The sequence below is a fragment of the Delftia sp. RIT313 genome (genome assembly GCF_000632165.1).
In the GTDB taxonomy this organism is placed as follows: domain Bacteria; phylum Pseudomonadota; class Gammaproteobacteria; order Burkholderiales; family Burkholderiaceae_C; genus Comamonas; species Comamonas acidovorans.
Genome location: NZ_JFYT01000002.1, coordinates 110,944 through 132,498 on the forward strand (window position 1 = coordinate 110,944; position 21,555 = coordinate 132,498).

Consider the following 21,555-nt stretch of genomic DNA (forward strand, 5'->3'; position numbering starts at 1 on the left):
CCCACGTCAATCGTCCCGAAGAATGCGCTCACCCTCTTGCTCCACACTCTCGAACTGCCCGCGATACACGGCCCACCACAGGGCCGCAAGGATGGCCAGCACCAGCACCACCGACAGCGGGATCAGCAAATACAAAATATCCATGGTCAGTTCCCCGTCGCGCTGACGCGCAACGCCTTGCCCCCAAAACGGGCGCGATCCAGCTCAGTGACACCGAGCAAGAGCCGCCTCGCGGCGAAGGTGTCGTTCCCCTCCCGCGAAGCGAGAGAGGGGGAAGCGGCGCAGCCGCTCAGGGGGTGTATTTCCATCAGAACCTCCCCACCGTTGCGGTGGAGCCCGTCTTCATCGCGACGGACGCTGCGGGCGCAGCAGGCGTGCCCGTGTGATTCGTTGCAGCCAGTGGCAGGCTGCGCGCAAGGCGCGCGGCATTCATCACCACCAGCAGCGAACTCAGTGCCATTCCCAGGCCGGCCACCCAGGCAGGCATGAAGCCCGCCAGGGCCAGCGGAATCGACACCGCGTTGTAAGCGGCTGCCCAGGCCATGTTCTGGCGCACCACCTGCAGCGTGCGGCGCGACAACAGGCATGCCTGCAGTACCAGTTCCAGGCTGTCACCCAGAACAACGAAATCTGCGCGCGATTGTGCCAGGGGCACTGCTCTACCAAAAGCAAAAGAGACATGCGCTCCAGCTAAAACTGGGCCGTCGTTGAGGCCGTCGCCCACCATGGCCACGTGGTGGCCGGCAGCCTGCGCCTGCTGCAGGCGCTCCAGCTTGTCCTGCGGGCTGCAGCCGCCTTCGGCCTGGGTGATGCCCACGCGCGCCGCCATGGCGCGGGCCGCGTCCTCGCGGTCGCCGGACAGCAGCATCACCTGCACGCCATGCCGGTGCAGCGCCTGCACCACGGCGGCGGCCTCGGGCCGCATGTCCTCGCTGAGGACGAAGCGGGCCAGCGTGTGCCAGCCCTGCGAGGTCTCCTCGGCCAGCAGCACACCCTGCACGGGCTGCTCCCCGGCCAGGCCTGCGTGCAGGGCCGAGCCCAGCCGCAGATGGCGGCGCGCGCCGGGGCGCTGCACCCAGGCGTCCAGGCCCAGGCCGGCCATTTCCTGCATGGTGTCCAGCTTCCAGTCGGTGGCGGCATCGGCGCCGACCTGCGCAATGGCGCGCGAGGCCGGGTGGATGGACTGGCGCGCCAGCAGCGCCGCCAATGCCAGCACTTCGTCGGCATCTTCGCCCGCAGCAGGCTCGAAGGACGACAGGGCCAGGCCATCGCGCGTGAGCGTGCCGGTCTTGTCGAACACCAGGGTGTCCACGGCGGCCAGCGCCTCCAGGCCCTGCAGGTTGCGCACCAGCACGCCGCTGCGCGCCAGCGTGCCGGCGGCAGTGAGCATGGCCACGGGCGTGGCCAGCGACAGCGCGCAGGGGCAGGTCACGATGAGCACGGCCACCGCCACCATCATGGCCTTGCCGGGATCGGTGGGCCACCACCAGATGGCAGCGCCCAGCGCAGCCAGCAGCACCACGACGAGAAAGGGCCGCGCCACCTTGTCGGCCAGCTGGGCCAGGCGCGGCTTTTGCAGCGAGGCGCTTTCCATCAGGCCCACGATCTGGGCGAAGCGCGTATCGGCGCCCACGCCATCCACGCGCACATCGACCACGGCATCCAGGTTGTAGCTGCCGGCCGTGACGGTATCGCCCTCGGCACGCAGCACGGGCGTGGACTCGCCGGTGAGCAGGGCCTCGTCGGCATGGGTGCGGCCGCGCACGATGGTGCCGTCGGCCGGGAAGGCCTCGCCACTGAGCACGCGCACCCGGTCGCCCGCCCGCAGGCGGCGCGTGGCCACGCGCTCGAAATGGCCGGCTGCGTTCTCGCGCAGCACGGCATCGGGCAGGCGGTTCATCACCGCCTCCAGCGCGCCGGCCGTGCGGTCGCGCAGGCGCAGCTCCAGCCAGCGGCCGGACAGCAGGAAGAAGACGAACATGGTCAGCGAGTCGTAGAAGACTTCCTCGCCGAAGGGGCCCGAAGGATCGAAGGTGCCCAGCGAACTGATCACGAAGGTGATCAGCATGCCCAGGGCCACGGGCAGGTCCATGCTCACGCGGCGCTGGCGTATGTCGCGCAGCGCGCTGGAGAAGAAGGGGCCGCAGCAAAACAGCACCACGGGCAGCGAGATGACCCAGGAAGCCCAGCGCAGCAGCGTCTCCATCTCCTGCGACAGGTCGCCGGGGCGGGCCACGTAGGCGGGCCACGCATACATCATGACCTGCATCATGCAAAAGCCGGCCACCAGCCAGCGCCACAGCGCACGGCGGCTTTCGGCCTGGCGGCGCTCGCGCGCAAAGGCATCGCGTGCGGGAAGCGCCTGGTAGCCGGCGCGCCGCACGGCCTCCATCCACTCGGAGGGAAGCACCTGCGCGTGGCGCCAGGTGACACGGGCGCGGCGCGTGGCAGCACTGACTTCGGCCTTCTCCACTCCGGGCACGGCACGCAGCGCATCCTCGATGGTCAGGGCGCATGCGGCACAGTGCATGCCTTCCAGAACGACGTGCGAATCCCAGGCGGGAAAGTCGGTGGGTTCCTTGGAAGGGTCGGCGGGAGTTGCGGGGCCTGCGGGCCGTCCGAACGAACTCCACTCCTGCGGATCATCCAGCAGCCGGGCGGTGGCCTGCTGCGAGGGCGAGGGGCCTGAATCAAGCGCCGCCACTGCCGCCTCGCTGGATGGGGCTATCGTGGTGTGGGGCATGGTTCTTAGCGTAATCGGGCCGCATGATAAGCGTATTGACATTAATCAACCGTTAACTCATGGTTGGGTCTATGCTGACTTCATCCCATCCATCAGCACACACGAAAGGAGCACGCATGTACAACCGCATCCTGATCGCCACCGACGGTTCCGAGCTTTCCGACAAGGCCGTGGACAGCGGGCTGGGCCTTGCCGCGCTGTGCGGCGCCAGCGTCGTCGTCGTCCAGGTGGTGCAACACTATCCGCGCAGCTACTTCGAGGGCGGCGAGACCGTGGACCTCAAGCAGATCGAGCGCATCGAAGGCCAGTGGACTTCCAACGCGCAGACCGTGCTGGATGCCATCCATGCCAAGGGACAGGCTCTGAAGGTCAACGTGACCACCGAGATCGTCAAGTCCGACCTGGTCGCCGAAAGCGTGATCGACGTGGCCAAGCGCCGCGACTGCGATCTCATCGTCATGGCCTCGCACGGCCGCAAGGGCCTGCAGCGCCTGCTGCTGGGCAGCGAGACGCAGCATGTGCTCACGCACACCCATATCCCCGTGCTCGTCCTGCGTTGAAGGGTAGCGGCAGCCTCGGCGGCCGCCACACAAAAAAAGGCATCGGCGGCGCCGATGCCTTTTGCTTTTTCAATCAGGTCAGGGCGCAATCCGCACCCTGGCGCCAACTCAGGCGAACAGCTGCTTGTGTTCGTCGCGCAGCAGGTTCTTCTGCACCTTGCCCATGGTGTTGCGCGGCAGCTCCTGCACTACGAAGCAGCGCTTGGGAATCTTGAAATTGGCCAGCTGGCCCTTGAGCGCATCGACCACCGCCTGGGGCTCCAGGGCGGCACCGGGGCGCGGCACCACCACGGCCACGCCCACTTCGCCGAAGTCCGGGTGCGGCACGCCGACCAGGGCGCTTTCGGCCACGCCGGGCAGCTCGTTGATGAAGCCCTCGATCTCGGCCGGATAGACGTTGTAGCCGCCCGAGATGATCAGGTCCTTGCTGCGGCCCACGATGCTCACATAGCCCCGCTCGTCGAGCTTGCCCACGTCACCCGTGCGGAACCAGCCATCGGCCGTGAACTCCTCGGCCGTCTTCTCGGGCATGCGCCAGTAGCCCTTGAACACATTGGGGCCACGCACCTGGATATTGCCGATCTCGCCCACGGGCACCTGCTCGCCTGCGTCGTCCACGATGCGCACGCCCACGCCGGGCAGCGCAAAGCCCACGGTGCCGGCGCGGCGCTCGGACTGGCCGCCGTTGTGCGCGTCGGCGCGGTAGGGATTGGAGGTCAGCATGATGGTCTCGCTCATGCCGTAGCGCTCCAGGATGACGTGGCCGGTGCGCTCCTGCCAGTCGCGGTGCGTCTCCACCAGCATGGGTGCCGAGCCCGAGATGAACAGCCGCATGTGGGCCGCCGCCTCGCGCGTGAGCCGCGCGTCCGCCAGCATGCGCACGTAGAGCGTGGGCACGCCCATGAAGACGGTGGCATCGCGCATGCGCGAGATCACCGTGCCGGGCTCGAACTTCGACAGCCAGATCATGGGGCTGCCATTGATCAGCGCGCCGTGGATGGCCACGAACAGGCCGTGCACATGGAAGATGGGCAGCGCGTGGATGAGCACGTCGCCGTCCTGCCAGCCCCAGTAGTCCTTGAGCGTCTCGGCGTTGGACAGCATGTTGCCGTGCGTGAGCATCGCCCCCTTGCTGCGGCCCGTGGTGCCGCTGGTGTAGAGGATGGCGGCCAGGTCGTCCTCGCCGCGCTCCACCACCTCATGCTCGTCGCCATGGTGGGCCGCGCGTTCCAGCAGCGTGCCGCTGCGGTCGTCGCCAAGGGTGTAGACATGGGCCACGCCCGAGGTGAAGGCGATCTTGGAGACCCAGCCGAAATTGCCCGGCGCGCAGACCACGACGGCGGGCTCGGCATTGCCCACGAAGTATTCGATCTCGGCGCTCTGGTAGGCCGTGTTCAGCGGCAGGAAGACATGGCCGCTGCGAAGCGTGGCCAGATAGAGCATCAGCGCCTCTACCGACTTTTCCACCTGCACGGCGATGCGGCTGGCGGGCGGCAGTTGCAGCGACTGCAGCAGGTTGGCCATGCGCGCGCTGCCACGGTCCAGGTCGGCCCAGCTGTAGAACAGGCTGGCGCCGTCCGCGCCTATGGCCTCTACGGCCCACTTCTGCAGATCCTGGGGAAAGGCGGCGCGCAAGGCAGCGAACAGATTGCGGTTGGTCATGGCTGTGAAGAAGAAGGAAGAGTCCGCGGGAAGCAGGGAAATCTCAGGCACGTTCATGGTTGGGCGAAGGCTGCGCCACGGACAGCTCGCGCAGGATGCGCTCGCGGTCCGCGTCCAGCGCGGGCGGCTGCCTGCGCACCAGGGGCTGATCGCACGCGGCCAGCAAGGGGTTGCCCGCCACGCGCAGCGTCTGGCCACCGGGGGCCTGCACCTGGGCCAGCATGCCGCGCTCGCGCACCTGGGGGTGCTCGACGACATCGGCCACGCTGTTGTACTCCCCCGCCGGGATGCCATTATCAGTGAGCAGGCGCAGCCAATGCGCCCTGGGACTGTCCCGCAGGCGCGCCTCCAGCGCGGCCTTGAGTTCGGCCTGGTGCTCGCAGCGCAGGGCATTGCCGGCAAAGCGCGCGTCCTCGGCCAGTTCGGGCAATTGCAGCAGGCTGCACAGCTTGCGGAACAGCGCATCGCTGCCCACGGCGATGACGAACCAGCCGTCCTGCGCCGCGAACACATCGAAGGGTGCCATGGACGGATGCCGCGTACCCATGGGCCCCGGCACGCTGCCCAGCGCACCGAGCCGCGCCACGGGGTTCTCCAGCAGGGCCACCTGGCAGTCGAGCATGGAGACATCGACACGCTCGCCCTGCCCCGTGCGGGCGCGGCGCATGAGCGCGGCCTGCGTGCCGATGACGGCGTACAGCCCTGCGCCCAGGTCGCCGATGGACACGCCCACGCGGCAGGGCCCGGCGCCCGGGTGGCCGGTCACACTCATCATTCCGCTCATGGCCTGCACCACCATGTCGTAGGCAGGAAAGCCGCTGTAGGGACCCGTCTGGCCAAAGCCAGAGACCGACGTCATCACCAGCTGGGGATGGCGCGCATGCAGGGTCTCCCAGCCATAGCCGAGCTTGTCCATGGTGCCGGGGCGGAAGTTCTCGACCAGCACATCGGCACCTTGCAGCAGGCGCTCGAAGACCTCGCGGTCCTGCGGCTGCTTGAGGTCCAGCGCAATGGATTCCTTGTTGCGGTTCACCGACAGGAAATAGGCCGAGCCCCCGTCCACAAACGGCCCGATGCCGCGCGCATCGTCGCCCGTGCCGGGCTGCTCCACCTTGATCACGCGTGCACCCAGGTCGGCCAGCATCTGCGTGCACATGGGGCCGGCCAGCACGCGCGTGAGGTCGATGACGGTAAGGCCTTCCAGCGGCAGGCCCGTGGCTTGTTCATTCATGGTTTGCTCATTCATATTCACTGCAATCCGGCGCCGGAACGCTGGGTCAGGGCCTTGGACTCCTGCCCTTCCTTGAGGGCCCAGGCGCGGAATTCTTCTAGGGATGCCGAGGGCGCGGCCAGATTGCCCTGCTTGGCCAGCCTGGCCTTCACATCGGGGTCTTCCAGGGCCTTGGTGCTGGCATCGAACAGCTTCCTGGCCACCTCCTCGGGCAGGCCCGCCGGGGCGAACAGCCCGAACCAGAACGTGTAGTCAAAGCCCGGCACGCCGGACTCCTTCATGCCAGGCAGCTCGGGAAACAGCGGGGAGCGCTCGGCCGTGCTCACGGCCAGCATGCGCAGCTTGCCCGCCTGGGCCAGCGGCAGCACCGAGGGCGGTGTGCCGAAGGTCAGGTCCACATCGCCGGCGGCCACGGCCTGTATCGATGGCGCACCGCCCTTGAACGGCACATGCAGCATGCGCAGCCCGCCGCTGGCGCCCGCGAACGACAGCGTGGCCAGGTGCGTGATCACGCCTGCGCCCGAGGAGGAATAGCTGAGCTTGTCGGGCTGGCTGCGTGCCAGCGCCACCAGATCGCCCACGCCCTGGCCCGGAAAATCCTTGCGCACGGCCAGCAGCATGGGGGCCGAACTCCAGCGCGTGATGCCCGTGAAGTTGCGCGCGCCGTCATAGCGCGCGCTCTTGTAGAGCAGCTGGTCCGAGCCATAGATATTGGCGCTGCCCAGCAGCAGCGTGTAGCCGTCGGGCGCTGCACGCGCCACATGCTCGGAGGCCAGCGTGGTGCCGGCTCCCGGGCGGTTGTCCACCAGCAGGGGCTGGCCCAGGATCTTGCCGACCTTGTCGGCCACGATGCGCGCCACCGCGTCGGCACCGCCGCCGGGCGGAAATCCCACGACCAGCGTGACGGGCCGCGCGGGATAGGACTGGGCCATCGTGCCACCGGCCAATCCGGCCAGCAGCAACGACAGTGCAAAACGCTTGAACATGGCTTGTCTCCTGTTTATTGATACCCCCTGAGTCGCTGCGCGCCTTCCCCCAAAGGGGGACGACACCCTCGGTGCGGGAGCGGCCCTTGCTCGGTGTCCCCGAGTTGGGCCGCGCCGGTTCCGTGGGCTGTGGGCGGTAGGCAGCACCACGGGCAATCTGCGTGTATGCGGGAGGATGCGGTTCAGCGCCCCTTGAACTCCGGGCTGCGTTTCTCGCGCCAGGCCCGGCCGCCTTCCTGCAGGTCTTCGGAGGCGATGCTGCGCTGCACCTCGCGCGTGATCTCGGCCACGTCATGGCGGCCACGCGCGATCAGGTTCAGGTGCTTTTTCATGCCGAACAGGGGGATGGGCGCCATGGCGGCCAGCGTGCCGGTGAGCTGCTCCACGGCCGCGGCGAAGGCGGCGGGATCGGCCAGATGGGTGAGGAATCCGCAGGCCTTCATCTCCGGGGCCTGGATGCGCTCGCAGGTCAGGAACAGCCGCTTGGCCGTGTCCAGGCCCAGGCGCGAGACATAGCGCTCCAGCCCGCCCGCGTAGAAATGCAGGCCCAGGCGCGCGGCCGGCATGAACATCTCGGCCGCCGTGCTGCCCACGCGAAAGTCGCAGGCCAGGGCCATGTCGGTGGCACCGCCGTAGACGCCGCCGTGGATGGCGGCCACGGTCACGGCGCGGCATTGCTCGATGGCATCCACCATCTCGCCGAAGCTGCTGCCCTCGGTCTGGCTTCCTTGGATCTCTGATATATCATAACCACTGCAAAAGTACTTGCCTTCGCTGCGCAGCACCACCACGCGCACATCGTCGCGGTGGTTGATATGCTCCATGTGCGCGACCAGCGCACCCAGGTCTTCCGGGGCCAGCTTGTTGGCCGCTTCGGGACGCTGCAGCGTGATGGTGGCCAGGTGATCCTGGATGTCGAGTCTGGGTGTCATATGTATCAGTCAGTCAATCAGATATATTTGAATTAGAAAATGCTTCCAGCCAAGCAGCCATTGGAGAAAACCCCGGCAACGTCCAGCCTGCAGGAGCGTATACGGCAATCGCTGGAAGACGAGCTGCGCTCGGGCGCCATGCGGCCCGGCGACGCCATCGACGAGCCGGCCCTGTGCGAACGCTTCGGCGCCTCGCGCACCCCCGTGCGCGAGGCGCTGCTGCTGCTGGTGGCCAAGGGGCTGGTGGAGATCGTTCCGCGCTCGGGCATCTATGTGCGGCGGCTGGATGCACGCGAGCTGGTGGCCATGATGGAAGGCCTGGCCGAGCTGGAAGGCGTGCTGGCCAGGCTGGCTGCCACGCGCATCCATGCGCAGCTGCGCGAGCGGCTGCAGGCGGCGCTGGCACACACCGCCGCCTGCGCCCAGGCGCAGGATGCCGAAGGCTATGTGCAGGCCAACATGCAGCTGCACGAACTGATATACGAGGCCAGCGGCAACGACTTCATCGTGGAGCAGACGCGGCTGCTGCGGCTGCGCATCACGCCCTACCGGGGCCGCATGTTCGAGAAGCCCGGCCGGCTTGCGCGCTCGCAGCAGGAACACGCCACCGTGGTGGCCGCCATCTGCGCAGGCCAGGCGGAGGTGGCCGCCGAGGCCATGCGCCAGCACATCTGCGCAGGCGGCAGCGCCTTCACCGACATGGTGCTGGGCGCGCCCGCGCAGGCGGGCTACGAGCGCCCGCGCAAGTCAAGGTAGCCCGAAGAGGGTTCAGGGCCGCACTTCGAAGGCCAGGAACTGCGTGACCTGGTTGTCCGCGAAGTTGTTGTCGGCCACCAGCACCAGGGTGCGGTTGCCGTTGGCCAGGCGCGGACCCCAGGAGATGCCTTCGATGTTGTCGAGCTTGATGCCCTGGTAGGTCACGGGCATTTCCAGCAGCAGCTCGCGCTTCATGGGCTTGTAGCTGGCGCCCACCAGGCTCTTGAAGCTGCGCACGTCGGTGGTGTCGGGCTCGATGGTGGCGCGCGTCAGGCGGATGGTGTTGCCCACGCCATCGGCAAAGGCGCGCTCGATGGCAATGAACTCGTGGTTGGAGACCGCCAGCAGCTCGGGCAGGCCGTTGTCCGGCGGAAAGCTGCCGCTGGCGGCCTTGTCCAGGGGAATCTTCGGCAGTTGGTAGGCGTACTGCGCGCCCGACTTGCCCGTGGCCGGATCGAGCTTGAGGACGCGGATGACGCTGCCCGCAGCCAGCGTGGTGAGGGGGCCGTCTTCCACCAGCGCATCCTCGTTGGCCGTGAACACGCTGCCGTCGGGCGTGACGGCCAGGGCCTCGAACAGCTTGTTGTTGCGCCCGCCGCTGGTGGTGTTGTCCACGTAGTTGAAGGCCGCAGGCGTCTCGAAGTCGCGCACGAAGCTGCCGTCGACCTTGATCTCGCGCACAAAGGGCTGGAACAGGCTGGCGGGGTCGGTGCTGAAGTTGCCCTCGCTGGACACGTAGAGGTTGCCGTTGGGCGCCACGCGGATGCCTTCGGGGTCCACGGTGCGGCGCGTGCTGGGCAGCGGCTGGCCGTCGCGGCCCTTGAGCGTGACCATCTTGCGGATGGTCACGGCCTGGATGGCCTTGTCATCGAACTGAATGCCCAGGTTGTAGAAGCGCGGCGTGCCACGCTCGCCGCCGCGCTCATCGGAGATGGCCCAGTAGCTGCCATCGGGCGCGCGGTCCAGGCCGGAGATGCCGCCGAACTCCACGCCGTCGAAAAGTGTCTTGGTCTTGATGCTGTAGTCGCCGATCAGCCGCAGCGAGCCGATGGTCTCGGGGCCGTCGTCGCTGCCGCCGCAGCCTGCCAGGCCCGTGGCCGTGCCGAAAGCCAGGACCAGCGCGAGCAGCACGGATGCGGGCGAGCGGACCTTGTCTGCCTTGTTCATATTCCCTCCCAGGATGGATCTCAGAAGGGATGGACCGTAGCCAAGGCCCGTGACAGGGTGGTGACATGCACGCGCATGCCGCCGCCCTGCCCCTGCCCTGACCGGCCCCTCGTCCGCTACTCCAGCTTGGCGCCCGAGGCCTTGACCACCTGCGCCCAGCGCGCGATCTCGCCATGCACCATGGCCGCGAACTGCTGCTGGTTCATGCCCCCGTAGTCGGCGCCGTTGCGCGCCCAGATGGACTTGATCTCTTCGGCCGAGCCTATGCGCTGCACCTGGTCGATGACCTGGGCCTGCACGGCCTGCGGCGTGCCCTTGGGCGCCCACAGGCCGTACCAGGTCGTGACCGTGTAGTCGGGCAGGCCGGACTCGGCCGCGCAGGGCACGTCGGGAAAGGCGGGGTTGCGCTTGTCGCCAGAGACCATCAGCGCGCGGATGCGTCCGCTCTTGATGTGCTGGGCCGACGAGCCCAGGCCGTCGAACATCATGTCCACATTGCCGGCGATCAGGTCCTGCAGCGCCGGGCCTGCGCCCCGATAGGGAATGTGGGTGATGAAGGTATTGGTCTGCAGCTTGAACAGCTCGCCGGCCAAATGGTGCGAGGTGCCCGCGCCCGCCGAGGCGTAGTTGAGCTTGCCCGGCCGCTTGCGCAGGTCGGACAGCAGCTCCTGCACGGTCTTGTGCGGCACGTTGCGCGGGTTGACCACCAGCACCTGGGGCACGCTGGCCAGCAGGGCCAGTGGGATGAAGTCGCGCTCCAGGTCATAGTCCAGGCGCGGGTACATGGACGGCGCAATCACATGGTGGGTGCCGCCCATGAAGAAGTTGTAGCCGTCCGGCGCCAGCTTGGCTGCGTAGCTGGCGCCCAGGGTGCCGCCTGCGCCGCCGCGGTTGTCGATCACCAGGGTCTTGCCCGCGCTCTTGGCGAACTGGGCCGAGAACGGCCGGGCAAAGGCATCGGTGCCCCCGCCGGCCGGAAACGGCACGACCAGGTTCACGGGTTTGGACGGCCAGTCCGCCGCCGCGCGGGCTGCCATGGGCAGGGCCAGCGCGGCCATCGAGGCCCCGGCTGCGCGCAACACCGCGCGCCGCCCCGTGGGGTGGGAAGCTTGCATGACTTGTCTCCTTGTCGCCTCTTTGAGGCTGTCTTCGTTGTCAGGCGCAGCAGTCCCTGTGCAAGAAAAGGGGCACGGCCTGCGCCGCGCCCCTTTTCATTTGCACAGGGCTTCGATGTCCGAGGACACCGGTATGCGGCCCTGCGCCAGCAGGCCGCGATGCTTGTCCAGGCGCTTGAGGTCGTAGAGGTAGTTGACCATCAGCCCCAGCGACTGCTTGAGTCCCTTGGCCGACAGGTCGGCCGCCCAGTTGAGCCGCTCCACGCGCGCGCCGTTGCCCAGGTGAAAACGCGCCACCGGGTCCAGCGGCCGGCCCTTGGCCGTCTCGCGCCCCAGATAGTGTGCAGCGCAGAACAGCAGTGCGCGGCGCACGGGTGCGTCGGGCTTGAGATCCTGCGGCGCGTCCAGCGCCGCCAGCAGGTGCTCGGCGCCCATGCCGCCGGCCTTGAGCTCGAAGGCCTTGCGCTGGCGCTCGTCCATCTTCTCCAGGATGGCATCGCCGTGCTTGGCGATCCAGGCACGCAGGCCCGGAATGGGAGACAGCGTGGCGAAATGGCGCAGCCGGGGGAACTCGCCCGTCAGCGTCTCCACCACATGCTTGATCAGCGAGTCGCCGAAGCTCACGCCGCGCAGGCCGGCCTGGGTGTTGCTGATGGAGTAGAAGATGGCCGTGGTGGCGCGGCCCAGGTCGGCGGCCGCCGCCGTCTCGTCCAGCAGCGGGGCGATGCTGTCGGACATCCGGTCCACCAGCGCCACCTCCACGAAGATCAGCGGCACGGTGGGCATGCGCGGGTGGAAGAAGCCGTAGCAGCGCCGGTCGCTGTCCAGGCGGTTCTTGAGGTCGGCCCAGCTGCGGATGTCGTGCACGGCCTCGTACTGGATGAGCTTTTCGATCAGCGAGGCCGGCGAGTCCCAGCTCAGGCGGCGCAACTCCAGCAGGGCCACGTCGAACCAGTTGGCAAACAGATGCTCCAGCTCGGCGTCCAGCGCGGAAAAGCGCTGCTGCTCCGCCTTGGGCAGGGCCAGGAGTTCGGCGCGCAGGTCCACCAGAAAGCCCATGCCGCCCTGAGGCTGGGCAAAGCGCTGCAGCAGCCGCGTGCGCGGCGACATCAGCGCGCGGCGCAGGTCCATCTCGGCCTGGCCGCGCTCGGCATCGCTGGCCGCCGTGTCATAGCGCTTGCGCGCGGCCATCAGGGCTTCGGTATCGGGGCCGAACTGCTCGACGATCAGCGCCCAGAAATCCTTGTGCGCAGGCAGCTCGGCCTGGGCGTACCAGTCCATGAGCAGTTGCGCATGGCGGCCGCCCTCGACATCGCTCAGGCCGGCGTCGGCGGCAGCCTGCAGGTCTTCCATGAGCTTGCGCAGCTCGCGCGGGGACAGCACTTCCTGGCCACGCCGCAGGGTGGCCTGCAGGCGCTGGGCCGTGCCGCGCGGCGCGGGTCCCTTGGCTGCCTCGCCCTCGGACTTTGTTGCAGGCGCAGCCGCATCGGTGCTGCGAAAGCGGGACACATTGCGGGCAATCCAGTCAGTAGCCAGACCCATTCAGAAGTTCCTCCATGTCAAGCGGTCACGGGACTGTCATGCCGCCAATCGGCCAATGACAATCTTTTGCTGCTCACATTATGAGAGTCTGCACGGCAGACCGTGTACGCCGATGTCGCGTTCTTGTCTTCGGGCTATCCCCATGCATGCCCCTGTCCCCTCTCCCGCCAATCTTGCACAAAAAAACAAAGCGGGCACCAGGCCCGCTTCGTATCCGTGCGTACCGCCGGTCTCAGGCCGGCTTGCCCGCCTGGGCAGGATAGGCCGGGCGCCCCGCGGCCCAGAACCACATGGCGATGCCGCCGATCACCATGGGCACGCACAGCCACTGGCCCATGCTCATGCCCAGCGACAGCAGGCCCAGGAAGTCATCGGGCTCGCGGAAGTACTCGGCAATGAAGCGGAAGGCGCCGTAGCCGACGAGGAAGACCGCCGCCACCTGACCCGGCTTGTGCTCCTTGCGCGCATACAGCCACAGCAGCACGAACAGCAGCAGGCCTTCCAGCAGGAACTGGTAGACCTGCGAGGGGTGGCGCGGCAGCATGGAGCCGCTTTGCGGGAAGACCATGGCCCAGGGCAGCTCGGGGCTGGCGAAGCGGCCCCACAGTTCCCCGTTGATGAAGTTGCCGACGCGGCCGGCCGCCAGGCCCGTGGGCACGCAGGGCGCGACGAAGTCGGCCACCTCCAGCCAGGAGCGGGCCCGCGAGCGCGCGAACCAGACCATGGAGGCGATCACGCCGACCAGGCCGCCATGAAAGCTCATGCCGCCCTGCCAGACATAGAAGATCTCCAGCGGGTGGCTCAGGTAGTAGCCCGGCTTGTAGAACAGGCAGTAGCCCAGCCGGCCGCCGACGACCACGCCGAGCACGCCCAGGAAAAGAATGTCTTCCACGTCCTTGCGCGTCCAGGCGCGGTCGCCCTGCATGCGCACGAAGGGCGGGTGGCGCAGCCTGCGCGTTCCCAGCCAGAGGAAGAGGCCGAAAGCGGCCAGATAGGTCAGGCCGTACCAGTGCACGGCGAGGGGCCCGATCTGCAGGGCCACGGGATCGATCTGCGGGTACATCAGCATGGTCGGCATTGTGCCGCAGCGCCGCATGGCCGGCGCCGGCCAGGGGTTGGAAAGCGGGCGGCGCGGCGGTTCAGCCCGGCTGGCTTTCCTGGATGGCCATGAGCTTGTCCAGGGCCGCGAACAGATGGCGCTGCTCGGTGGAGGTCAGCAGTTGCTCCAGCTCGTCTTCCAGTTGCACCACCACGCCCTCGGCCCGCGCCTGCAGCGCGCTGCCTTCGGCCGTCATGTGCAGCTGCTGCAGCCGGCGGTCGCGCGGATCGGGCTGGCGCCCGATGAGCCCGCGCTGCACCAGGCGCTCGACCACCGGCACCAGGTTGGAGGGCGAGATGTCCAGCGCCTCGCCCAGCTGGCGCAGGTAGATGCCGGGATTGGAGTGGATGAGCACCAGGATGGAGAACTCGCTGGGCTTGAGGTCCAGTTCGGCCACGCGCCGCGCGAACAGCTTGTGGATGTGGATTTCCGCGCGCGTGAGGCGGTAGCCCAGGAAACGCTGCAGGCGCGACTGATCGACGGCGGGTTCGGAGGAGCTGTCCATGGACACGGATCTGGAAGAGGAGGAAGGCACACCGAGGCAAAGCCGCCCCGGCGCCTGCGGATCTTCAGGGCTGGTGCGGCGTTCCATCATAAAAGCCCCGGCTGCCCGCTCAGGCCAGAGCAGCCGGCAGCGGCGTGCGGGCGGCGGACTCGGTGCGGCGCAGCCAGTGCTCCGCATCCAGCAGCCCATGCGCGAAGAACCAGGCCGCGCTGTCCGCCTTGGAGCGGCGCAGCGCCGGATCGGCCAGCGGCTGGCTGACACGCGCCGCGCGCGCCCAGGCAAAGGCCATGCACAGCGTGCCGACCAGGCGCAGATAGTCCTCGGCGCAGCGCGCCAGCAACGGGGCGTCGCCTGCGGCGCGGGCGCACAGCGCGCCCGTCAGCGCTTCGGTGCGATCGCTCCAGCTGCGCAGCGCGCCGGCCAGGCCGGGCTCCATGCCCGCCGCCTCGCAGGCAGCGGCCTCCTCGCGCAGTGCCGCCAGCAGCGGCGCCAGCGCGGCCCCGCCGCTGGCGGCCACCTTGCGCTGCAGCAGGTCCAGCGCCTGGATCTGGTTCGTGCCCTCGTAGATCATGGCGATGCGCGCATCGCGCAGCGTCTGCTCGATGCGGTACTCGTGCACGTAGCCGTAGCCGCCGAAGACCTGCAGCGCCTCGCTGGCCAGCGCAAAGCCCCTCTCGGTGAAGAAGGACTTGACCACGGGCGTGAGCAGCGAGGCCAGCGCATGGGCCTGGGCGCGCTCCGCGGCATCCGGCGCCTGTTCGGCCAGGTCCAGCTGGTGGGCCACCCAGCCTGCAATGGCGCGCATGCCTTCGGTCCACACACGCAGGTCGGCCAGCATGCGCTGCACGGCCGGCTGCAGGGCAATGGGGTCGGCGGGGCCCTGCGCATCGGCGGGCCGGGGCTGGGCGCGCATCTGGCGGCGCTCGGCCGCATAGGCGCGCGCCAGTTGCCAGGCCATCTCGGCATGGCCCAGGCCCTGCAGGCCCACGTGCAGGCGGGCGGAATTCATCATCATGAACATGGCGGCCAGGCCCTGGTGGGGCTGGCCCACCAGCCATGCCTGGGCGCCCTCGAAGCGCATGGCGCAGGTGGCGCTGCCCTTGATGCCCATCTTCTTTTCAATGCCGTCGCAGTGGATGGCGTTGGGCAGGAACCCGCCCTCGTCCTGGGGAATGCCGCGCGGCGCCAGGAACAGCGACAGGCCCCGCGTGCCCGCCGGCGCATCGGGCAGGCGCGCCAGCACCAGGTGCACGATGTTCTCGCTCATGTCCTGGTCGCCGCCCGAGATGAAGATCTTGCTGCCGTCCAGGCGGTAGCTGCCATCGCCCCGGGGCCGGGCCTGGCTGCGCAGCAGGCCCAGGTCGGAGCCGGCCTGGGGCTCGGTCAGGCACATGGTGGCCAGCCAGCGCCCGCTGACGATGTGCGGCAGATAGGTGGCGCGCAGGTGCGCGTCGCCATGGGCGTGCAGGCAGGCATAGGCGCCTTGCAGGATGCCCGGGTACATGGTCCAGCCATGGTTGGCCGAGGCCAGCATTTCGTGCAGCGCGGCATCCAGCAGCTGGGGCAGGCCCTGGCCACCGGCCTCGGGCGCGCAGGCCAGGGCCGGCCAGCCGGCTTCCACGAAGGCCGCATAGGCCTCGGGAAAGCCGTCGGGCGTGCGCACCCTGCCCTCTTCCAGTCGGCAGCCCTGCAGGTCGGCCGGGCCGTTGAGCGGCGCCAGCACGTCGGCGCAAAAGCGCCCGGCCGCCTCGACCACCATGTCGGCCGTCTCCTGGTCCAGGGCTTCATGGGCCGGCATGCGGCGCCAGTCGGCCTCTGCACCCAGCCAGTGCTGCTGCACGAAGCGGATGTCCTGCAGCGGCGGCTGGTAATGCGAGCAAATTGATGCCTGCGCGCTCATGCCCGGCCCTCCATGGCCGCGACCAGGCGGCGGTAGGGGCCGATGGCGCTGGCCAGGCACAGCACGGACAGCAGCGCGGCCAGGGCGGACACCAGGCCCAGCGACAGGCCCACGAGCTTTTCGTCATGGAAGACGAAGTCCGTGAAGAAGGCCACGAGGAAGGGGCCGAGCCCCAGGCCGATCAGGTTGATCAGCAGCAGGTAGATGGAAGTCACCTGGCCGCGCAGCTGGTTGGGCGTGACCGCCTGCAGGATGGGCGGTGCCAGCGCCACCGGCATGCCCAGGAAAAAGGTGGTGACCGCCACGGCCACCAGGGCCACCGTGGGCGAAGGCGCAAAGGCCAGCACCAGGCCGGTGATGATGAGCACGCCTGTGGCCACCAGCGAGATGACGATCGACCCCACCTGCTTGCCGCGCGCCGTGAGGTAGTCGGCCAGGAAGCCGCTGAGCAGCATGCCGCCAATGCCGAAGGTCAGGATGATGACGCCGTAGGCGGGACCGATCTCGCCGGGCGTCCAGCCCCACTGGCGGATGAAGGTGGCCGGCAGCCAGGCCGTGACGCCGAAGGTGATCATGGCCGTGATGCCAGGCGCCAGCAGCAGCGGCAGGAAGGCGCGCTTGTTGCGGAACACATGGGACAGATCGGGCGCGGGGCCTGCGGCAGCGGCGGCCCTGGCGGACGCGCCTGCCGCCTGCAGGCCGCGGCGCACCGGCTCGCGCACGGTGTACATCAGCGCCACCAGCGGAATGCCGGGCAGGGCCACGAAGATGAAGGCCGCCTGCCAGGGCTTGAAGCTGCCCAGCAGCGGGAACACCACCTCGCCGGCCTGGCTGGTGGCCTGGATGACCAGGCCGCCCACGATGAAGGCCGTGGCCGAGCCGATGTACACGCCCGAGGTGTAGATGCTCATGGCGCGCGCGCGGCGCTCGGGCGGGAAGTAGTCGGCCAGCATGGAATAGGCAGCCGGCGACAGCGCCGCCTCGCCCACGCCCACGAACATGCGCGCCACGAACAGCGAGACAAAGCCCGTGACATAGCCACCGGCCGCCGTGGCCACCACCCAGATCGCCATGCCGATGACGATGAGGTTGCGGCGGTTCCAGCGGTCGGCCAGGCGCCCCAGGAAGATGCCGACGAAGGTGTAGAAGATGGCGAAGGCAAAGCCGTGGACGATGCTGAACACCCAGTCCGACAGCTGCAGATCCTTCTTGATGGGCTGCACCAGCAGGCCCAGGATCTGCCGGTCCACGAAGGACAGGGTGTAGGCCAGCAGCAGGATGATGGTGACGTAGTAGGCATAGCCGAGTCCGTTCGACTCGGCCGGCGCGGGCGTGGACACGCGGCCCGGCGGGTAAGGCAGGCTCATGGAGACCTCCTGTGGAGGAAGGGAAAGCGAAAAAAAGAAAGCGGGAAAGCGAGACAGGGCTGCGCATGAAAAGGGCCGGCGCACCGCGCCAGCCCTTGCGCGATCATCAGCCCGCGCTGTGCTCGACCAGCATCAGCGCATCAAGCGCGACCACGCCCTGCCCTTCGGGCAGCACGATGACCGGGTTCAGGTCGATCTCGCGGATGGCCGGCGTGCCGCGCAGCACCTGGCCCAGGCGCACGATGAGTTCGGCCAGCGCCTGGCGGTCCAGCGCCGGGGCGCCACGGTAGCCGTGCAGCAGCGGCGCGCCCTGCAGGCGGTCCAGTTCGCGCAGCACCTCGCCGGTGGACAGGTCGGCGTCCAGCAGGCGCGCATCGCGCATGATCTCGGCCGTCACGCCGCCCAGGCCGGCCAGGATCACCGGGCCCCACTGCGGATCGTTGCGCGCGCCGATGATCATCTCCAGGCCACGTTGGCCCATGGCCTCGATCAGCACGCCGTCCAGCGCAATGGCGCTGTCATAGGCCGCCACGTTGGCATGCAGCCGCCCCCAGGCCTCGCCCATGGCCTGCGCATCGGCGATGTTCAGGATCACGCCGCCCGCATCGCTCTTGTGGCTGAGATCGGCGGACTGCGCCTTGAGCGCCACGGGCCAGCCGATCTCCGACGCAATCGCCACGGCCTGCTCGGCCGAGGTGGCCAGCCGGCCGCGCGCAAAGGGTATGCCGGCCTGTGCCAGCACGGCCTTGGATTCGTACTCGGGCACCACCGTGCGGCCTGCGGGCAGGGTCAGGGCGACGGGCTGGGCATCGGTTCGCTCGAAACTGCGCTGGCTGAAGGCGGTCAGGCGCTGCACGGCGCGCAGGGCACGCTCGGTGCTGGGAAAGTAAGGCACGCCCAGCGCACGCATCTCGGCGATGAACTCGGCAGGCACGGCCGCGCCCTCGTCCAGGCCCGCCACGATGACGGGCTTGGCCGGCCGCAGCTCGCGCACGGCGCGCAGCACGGGCGGCATCTTGATGCCGCAGGTCACCGGATCGCCCTGGATCAGGCCGACCAGGACGGTGGAAAAGCGCGCATCGCCAAACAACGCGTCCAGCGTGCGGAAATACAGATCCGGCTCCACCAGGCCCTGGGCCGTGAGGTCCAGCGGGTTGCTCACGCCCACGAACTCGGGCAGCGCCGCACGCAGCGCGGGCGAGTCGTCGTCGCCGATGGCGGGCAGGGCCAAGCCCAGCTCCTCGGCCCAGTCCAGCGTCAGCGCCTTGAAGGCGCCGGACTCGCCCAGCACGGCAACTCCCGCTGCAGCGGCTGCACCGGCTGCAGCGGCCGCACCAGCCGATGGCAGCACGGGGCAGCGGATGGCGATCTCGGCGATGTCGCCCAGCTCCTCCAGTGTCTCGGCAAACACGGCGCCTGCGCGCTCCAGCTTGGTGCGCATCAGCGCATAGTCGCCGGCCATGGCGCCGGTGTGCGTGGCGGCCGAGGCGCGCGCCGCGCTGCTCTTGCCCGGATGCAGCAGCACCACGGACTTGCCCAGGCTGCGCGCGCGGGCCACGGCGGCCAGGATGCGCGCGGGCTGGCGGAACTGCTCGACGATCATGGCGACCACGCGCGTGGAGGGCTGCTCCAGCAGGAAGTCCACATAGTCCTCGGCATGGCTGGCGGCCTCGTTGCCCGTGGAGATGGCGTGCGACAGCGGCAGCGCGCGGCTGGCCAGCGTGGTGCACAGCACGGTCATCATGGCGCCGCTTTGCGAGACCACGCCAATGGCGGGCCGCGCGGCATCGGCCTGCTGCGCGTCGATATTCACTTCGACAAAGGTCAGCGGCACGCGCTGCAGGTAGTTGATGCAGCCCAGGCAGTTGGGGCCTTCCACCACCATGCCGGCCTCGGCGGCAATGCGTGCGATCTCTCGCTGCTCGGCCATGCCGCGCTCGCCCGCCTCGGCAAAGCCTGCCGAGAAGATCACCGCCGCGCCCACGCGGCGCGCCGCCAGTGCGCGCACCGTGTCCAGCACAAAGGGCTGGGGGATGGCCAGCACGGCCACATCCACGCCTTCGGGCAGCTGATCGACCGAGGCCAGGCAGGCCCGCCCGGCGATCTCGCTGCGCTTGGGATTGATCAGGTGGATGTCGCCGGCGAAGCCGTTGCGCTCCAGATTGCCCAGCACCGATGCGCCCAGCGCACCCGGCGTGGCCGAGGCGCCGACGATGGCGATGGAACGCGGCCTCAGCAGCCTGCCGATGTCGGGCCGCAGGGCGGCCGCCATCTCTGTCGTTGTCATTCTTGTCTCCAATGGGTTGGCGGCAGGCGCCCTAGCAGCGAGGGCGCGGCCACTCAGGATGTGCGGGTCTTCAGGACTTTTGCTTCGAGAGGTCGTAGGTGCCCAGGCCGGGCTTGTAGGTCTTGTCGTCGAGGAACTGGCGCATGCCTTCCTTGCGGCCTTCGTTGTCGTAGCTGTTGGCGGCTTCCTGGGCACGCACCAGGTAGTCCTCGGCGTTGTCGTAGCTCATGTCGCGCACGCGGCGGATGGCGTCCTTGGTGGCCTTCAGGGCGCTGGGATTCTTCTGCAGCAGGGCCTCGGCCACTTCGGTGACGCGGGCCTGCAGGCGATCGGCCGGCAGCGACTCGTTGACCAGGCCCCACTCGGCGGCCGTGCGGCCGTCGATGTTCTCGCCCAGCATGGCGTGGTACATGGCACGGCGGAAGGACAGCAGCTCCACCGCCACCTTGGAGGCGCCGCCACCGGGCAGGATGCCCCAGTTGATTTCGGACAGGCCGAACTTGGCGTCATCCGAGGCAAAGGCCAGGTCGCAGGCGAACAGGGGGCCGTAGCCGCCGCCGAAGCACCAGCCGTTGACCATGGCAATGCTCGGCTTCTGGAACCAGCGCAGGCGGCGCCACCAGCCATAGCTCTCGCGCTGGGCCTTGCGGGTGCCGGCCAGGCCGGTGGCCTCGGTCTCGCGGAAGTACTCCTTCAGGTCCATGCCGGCCGTCCAGGCCGTGCCTTCGCCTGCAAGCACGACCACGCCCACGTCGTCACGGAACTCCAGGTCGTCGAGCACACGCATCATCTGGCGGTTGAGCTGGGGGCTCATGGCGTTGCGCTTTTCGGGACGGTTGAATTTCACCCAGGCCACGCGGCCTGTGACGGTGCAGGACACGGTCTGTTCTTCGGTACGTTCGGTGCTCATTGCGCTTCCTTGTGCAAAGGGGAAATGGGGTTTTGGACACCGATGCTTCGGCTCCATAATCGTTATGATAAATAACTATTATTGAAGCCCGCAATACAGCGTTTACCCTAGCCCCCTCCCCCCCGCCAGCCTGCCGCGATGCGAATGCTTCTGCGTCGCGCATGCATGCAATGCGCCGTCCCCGGGGAATTGCAGCGCGCGCTTTGGCCCAAGGGCCGGTTCACGCGATACTTGCGGCGTTCACACAGTCAGGAGAAGAAGAACATGCAAGGCCAACCAGAAGTCATCGAATGCCTCATAGAGTTGCTGCGCGGCGAGCTTGCCGCGCGCGACCAGTACTTCATCCACTCGCGCCAGTACGAAGACCAGGGCCTGCTGCGCCTGTTCGAGCGCATCGGCCATGAGATGGAAGAGGAAACCCAGCACGCCGACGCCATCCTGCGCCGCATCCTGTTCCTGGGCGGCCGCCCCGACATGCGCCCGCACGAGTTCACGCCCGGCGAGACCGTCGAAGAGATGCTGCGCAAGGATCTGGCCACCGAATACCGTGTGCGTGACAGCCTGCGCTCGGCCATGGCCCTGTGCGAGCGCCACAGCGACTTCAACAGCCGCGACCTGCTGCTGGCCCAGCTGCGCGATACCGAGGAAGACCACGCCTACTGGCTGGAGAAGCAACTGGGCCTGATTGAAAAAATAGGCCTGCCCAACTACCTGCAAAGCAAGATGGGCGAGCCGGCCTGAATGAAGCTCCCCCTGAGGCGCTTCGCGCCTTCCCCCTCTCTCGCTTCGCGGG

Annotated in this window: 18 protein-coding genes; 3 read left to right on the forward strand and 15 right to left on the reverse strand. The window is 68.5% G+C overall.

Going from position 1 to position 21,555, the window contains the following annotated elements:
- Positions 1-6: 6 nt before the first annotated feature.
- The gene (ccoS, locus tag BW39_RS02360; protein WP_013803228.1) at positions 7-144 is read right to left on the reverse strand and encodes a cbb3-type cytochrome oxidase assembly protein CcoS; all 138 of its coding nucleotides are present in this window, start codon (positions 142-144) and stop codon (positions 7-9) included.
- Between the two features lie 163 nt (positions 145-307).
- On the reverse strand, positions 308-2,743 hold the full coding sequence (locus BW39_RS02365; protein ID WP_043819456.1) for a heavy metal translocating P-type ATPase: 2,436 nt from the start codon (positions 2,741-2,743) through the stop codon (positions 308-310).
- A 116-nt stretch (positions 2,744-2,859) separates the two neighbouring features.
- On the opposite strand from BW39_RS02365, the gene BW39_RS02370 reads away from it, so the two are divergent.
- Positions 2,860-3,303, forward strand: coding sequence for a universal stress protein (locus BW39_RS02370; RefSeq protein WP_012204620.1), 444 nt, complete (start codon positions 2,860-2,862; stop codon positions 3,301-3,303).
- A gap of 108 nt (positions 3,304-3,411) precedes the next feature.
- Here the strand turns inward: BW39_RS02370 and BW39_RS02375 are convergent, their stop codons facing one another.
- From BW39_RS02375 to BW39_RS02390, 4 genes are all read right to left on the reverse strand, one after another.
- Positions 3,412-4,965, reverse strand: coding sequence for a malonate--CoA ligase (locus BW39_RS02375; protein WP_043819527.1), 1,554 nt, complete (start codon positions 4,963-4,965; stop codon positions 3,412-3,414).
- Between the two features lie 43 nt (positions 4,966-5,008).
- The gene (locus tag BW39_RS02380) at positions 5,009-6,196 is read right to left on the reverse strand and encodes a CaiB/BaiF CoA transferase family protein (protein WP_043819530.1); all 1,188 of its coding nucleotides are present in this window, start codon (positions 6,194-6,196) and stop codon (positions 5,009-5,011) included.
- A 17-nt stretch (positions 6,197-6,213) separates the two neighbouring features.
- The gene (locus BW39_RS02385; protein WP_043819460.1) at positions 6,214-7,182 is read right to left on the reverse strand and encodes a Bug family tripartite tricarboxylate transporter substrate binding protein; all 969 of its coding nucleotides are present in this window, start codon (positions 7,180-7,182) and stop codon (positions 6,214-6,216) included.
- A 182-nt stretch (positions 7,183-7,364) separates the two neighbouring features.
- Positions 7,365-8,114: an enoyl-CoA hydratase/isomerase family protein gene (locus tag BW39_RS02390; RefSeq protein ID WP_012204616.1), complete on the reverse strand. Its 750-nt coding sequence runs from the start codon at positions 8,112-8,114 to the stop codon at positions 7,365-7,367.
- 39 nt (positions 8,115-8,153) lie between these two features.
- On the opposite strand from BW39_RS02390, the gene BW39_RS02395 reads away from it, so the two are divergent.
- On the forward strand, positions 8,154-8,870 hold the full coding sequence (locus BW39_RS02395; protein ID WP_013803234.1) for a GntR family transcriptional regulator: 717 nt from the start codon (positions 8,154-8,156) through the stop codon (positions 8,868-8,870).
- Between the two features lie 12 nt (positions 8,871-8,882).
- Here BW39_RS02395 and BW39_RS02400 read toward each other — a convergent pair whose 3' ends face one another.
- From BW39_RS02400 to BW39_RS02440, 9 genes are all read right to left on the reverse strand, one after another.
- Complete coding sequence (locus BW39_RS02400) at positions 8,883-10,037, reverse strand: esterase-like activity of phytase family protein (RefSeq protein WP_043819462.1); 1,155 nt, start codon at positions 10,035-10,037, stop codon at positions 8,883-8,885.
- A 116-nt stretch (positions 10,038-10,153) separates the two neighbouring features.
- Positions 10,154-11,152: a Bug family tripartite tricarboxylate transporter substrate binding protein gene (locus BW39_RS02405; RefSeq protein ID WP_016445190.1), complete on the reverse strand. Its 999-nt coding sequence runs from the start codon at positions 11,150-11,152 to the stop codon at positions 10,154-10,156.
- 96 nt (positions 11,153-11,248) lie between these two features.
- On the reverse strand, positions 11,249-12,694 hold the full coding sequence (locus BW39_RS02410) for a malonyl-CoA decarboxylase (protein WP_043819465.1): 1,446 nt from the start codon (positions 12,692-12,694) through the stop codon (positions 11,249-11,251).
- 232 nt (positions 12,695-12,926) lie between these two features.
- Positions 12,927-13,772 (reverse strand): prolipoprotein diacylglyceryl transferase, encoded by an 846-nt coding sequence (gene lgt / locus BW39_RS02415; protein ID WP_225614206.1) that lies wholly within the window; start codon positions 13,770-13,772, stop codon positions 12,927-12,929.
- A 61-nt stretch (positions 13,773-13,833) separates the two neighbouring features.
- Positions 13,834-14,298, reverse strand: a complete 465-nt coding sequence (locus BW39_RS02420; protein WP_034391791.1) for a MarR family winged helix-turn-helix transcriptional regulator — start codon at positions 14,296-14,298, stop codon at positions 13,834-13,836.
- A gap of 109 nt (positions 14,299-14,407) precedes the next feature.
- Complete coding sequence (locus tag BW39_RS02425) at positions 14,408-16,198, reverse strand: acyl-CoA dehydrogenase (protein WP_043819467.1); 1,791 nt, start codon at positions 16,196-16,198, stop codon at positions 14,408-14,410.
- A complete protein-coding gene (locus BW39_RS02430; RefSeq protein ID WP_043819470.1) occupies positions 16,195-17,565 on the reverse strand; it encodes a spinster family MFS transporter in 1,371 nt (456 codons plus the stop codon). The genes BW39_RS02425 and BW39_RS02430 overlap by 4 nt, the downstream gene beginning before the upstream one ends.
- A 106-nt stretch (positions 17,566-17,671) precedes the next feature.
- Positions 17,672-19,852 carry an acetate--CoA ligase family protein gene (locus BW39_RS02435; protein WP_043819473.1) on the reverse strand — a complete coding sequence of 727 codons (2,181 nt, stop codon included), beginning with the start codon at positions 19,850-19,852 and terminating at the stop codon, positions 17,672-17,674.
- Between the two features lie 70 nt (positions 19,853-19,922).
- Positions 19,923-20,762 carry a p-hydroxycinnamoyl CoA hydratase/lyase gene (locus BW39_RS02440; RefSeq protein ID WP_043819474.1) on the reverse strand — a complete coding sequence of 280 codons (840 nt, stop codon included), beginning with the start codon at positions 20,760-20,762 and terminating at the stop codon, positions 19,923-19,925.
- 264 nt (positions 20,763-21,026) lie between these two features.
- Between BW39_RS02440 and bfr the strand changes: the two genes are divergently transcribed.
- Positions 21,027-21,503 carry a bacterioferritin gene (bfr, locus tag BW39_RS02445; RefSeq protein WP_013803242.1) on the forward strand — a complete coding sequence of 159 codons (477 nt, stop codon included), beginning with the start codon at positions 21,027-21,029 and terminating at the stop codon, positions 21,501-21,503.
- The last annotated feature ends 52 nt before the right edge of the window (positions 21,504-21,555 follow it).

Coding starts and splice junctions, on each gene's coding strand:
- BW39_RS02385 (WP_043819460.1), bottom strand. CDS start 7,182: ATGTTCAAGCGTTTTGCACTGTCGTTGCTGCTGGCCGGATTGGCCGGT.
- BW39_RS02405 (WP_016445190.1), bottom strand. CDS start 11,152: ATGCAAGCTTCCCACCCCACGGGGCGGCGCGCGGTGTTGCGCGCAGCC.
- BW39_RS02440 (WP_043819474.1), bottom strand. CDS start 20,762: ATGAGCACCGAACGTACCGAAGAACAGACCGTGTCCTGCACCGTCACA.
- BW39_RS02420 (WP_034391791.1), bottom strand. CDS start 14,298: ATGGACAGCTCCTCCGAACCCGCCGTCGATCAGTCGCGCCTGCAGCGT.
- ccoS (WP_013803228.1), bottom strand. CDS start 144: ATGGATATTTTGTATTTGCTGATCCCGCTGTCGGTGGTGCTGGTGCTG.
- BW39_RS02365 (WP_043819456.1), bottom strand. CDS start 2,743: ATGCCCCACACCACGATAGCCCCATCCAGCGAGGCGGCAGTGGCGGCG.
- BW39_RS02395 (WP_013803234.1), top strand. CDS start 8,154: ATGCTTCCAGCCAAGCAGCCATTGGAGAAAACCCCGGCAACGTCCAGC.
- BW39_RS02375 (WP_043819527.1), bottom strand. CDS start 4,965: ATGACCAACCGCAATCTGTTCGCTGCCTTGCGCGCCGCCTTTCCCCAG.
- BW39_RS02400 (WP_043819462.1), bottom strand. CDS start 10,037: ATGAACAAGGCAGACAAGGTCCGCTCGCCCGCATCCGTGCTGCTCGCG.
- lgt (WP_225614206.1), bottom strand. CDS start 13,772: ATGCCGACCATGCTGATGTACCCGCAGATCGATCCCGTGGCCCTGCAG.
- BW39_RS02410 (WP_043819465.1), bottom strand. CDS start 12,694: ATGGGTCTGGCTACTGACTGGATTGCCCGCAATGTGTCCCGCTTTCGC.
- BW39_RS02390 (WP_012204616.1), bottom strand. CDS start 8,114: ATGACACCCAGACTCGACATCCAGGATCACCTGGCCACCATCACGCTG.
- bfr (WP_013803242.1), top strand. CDS start 21,027: ATGCAAGGCCAACCAGAAGTCATCGAATGCCTCATAGAGTTGCTGCGC.
- BW39_RS02370 (WP_012204620.1), top strand. CDS start 2,860: ATGTACAACCGCATCCTGATCGCCACCGACGGTTCCGAGCTTTCCGAC.
- BW39_RS02425 (WP_043819467.1), bottom strand. CDS start 16,198: ATGAGCGCGCAGGCATCAATTTGCTCGCATTACCAGCCGCCGCTGCAG.
- BW39_RS02430 (WP_043819470.1), bottom strand. CDS start 17,565: ATGAGCCTGCCTTACCCGCCGGGCCGCGTGTCCACGCCCGCGCCGGCC.
- BW39_RS02380 (WP_043819530.1), bottom strand. CDS start 6,196: ATGAATGAACAAGCCACGGGCCTGCCGCTGGAAGGCCTTACCGTCATC.
- BW39_RS02435 (WP_043819473.1), bottom strand. CDS start 19,852: ATGACAACGACAGAGATGGCGGCCGCCCTGCGGCCCGACATCGGCAGG.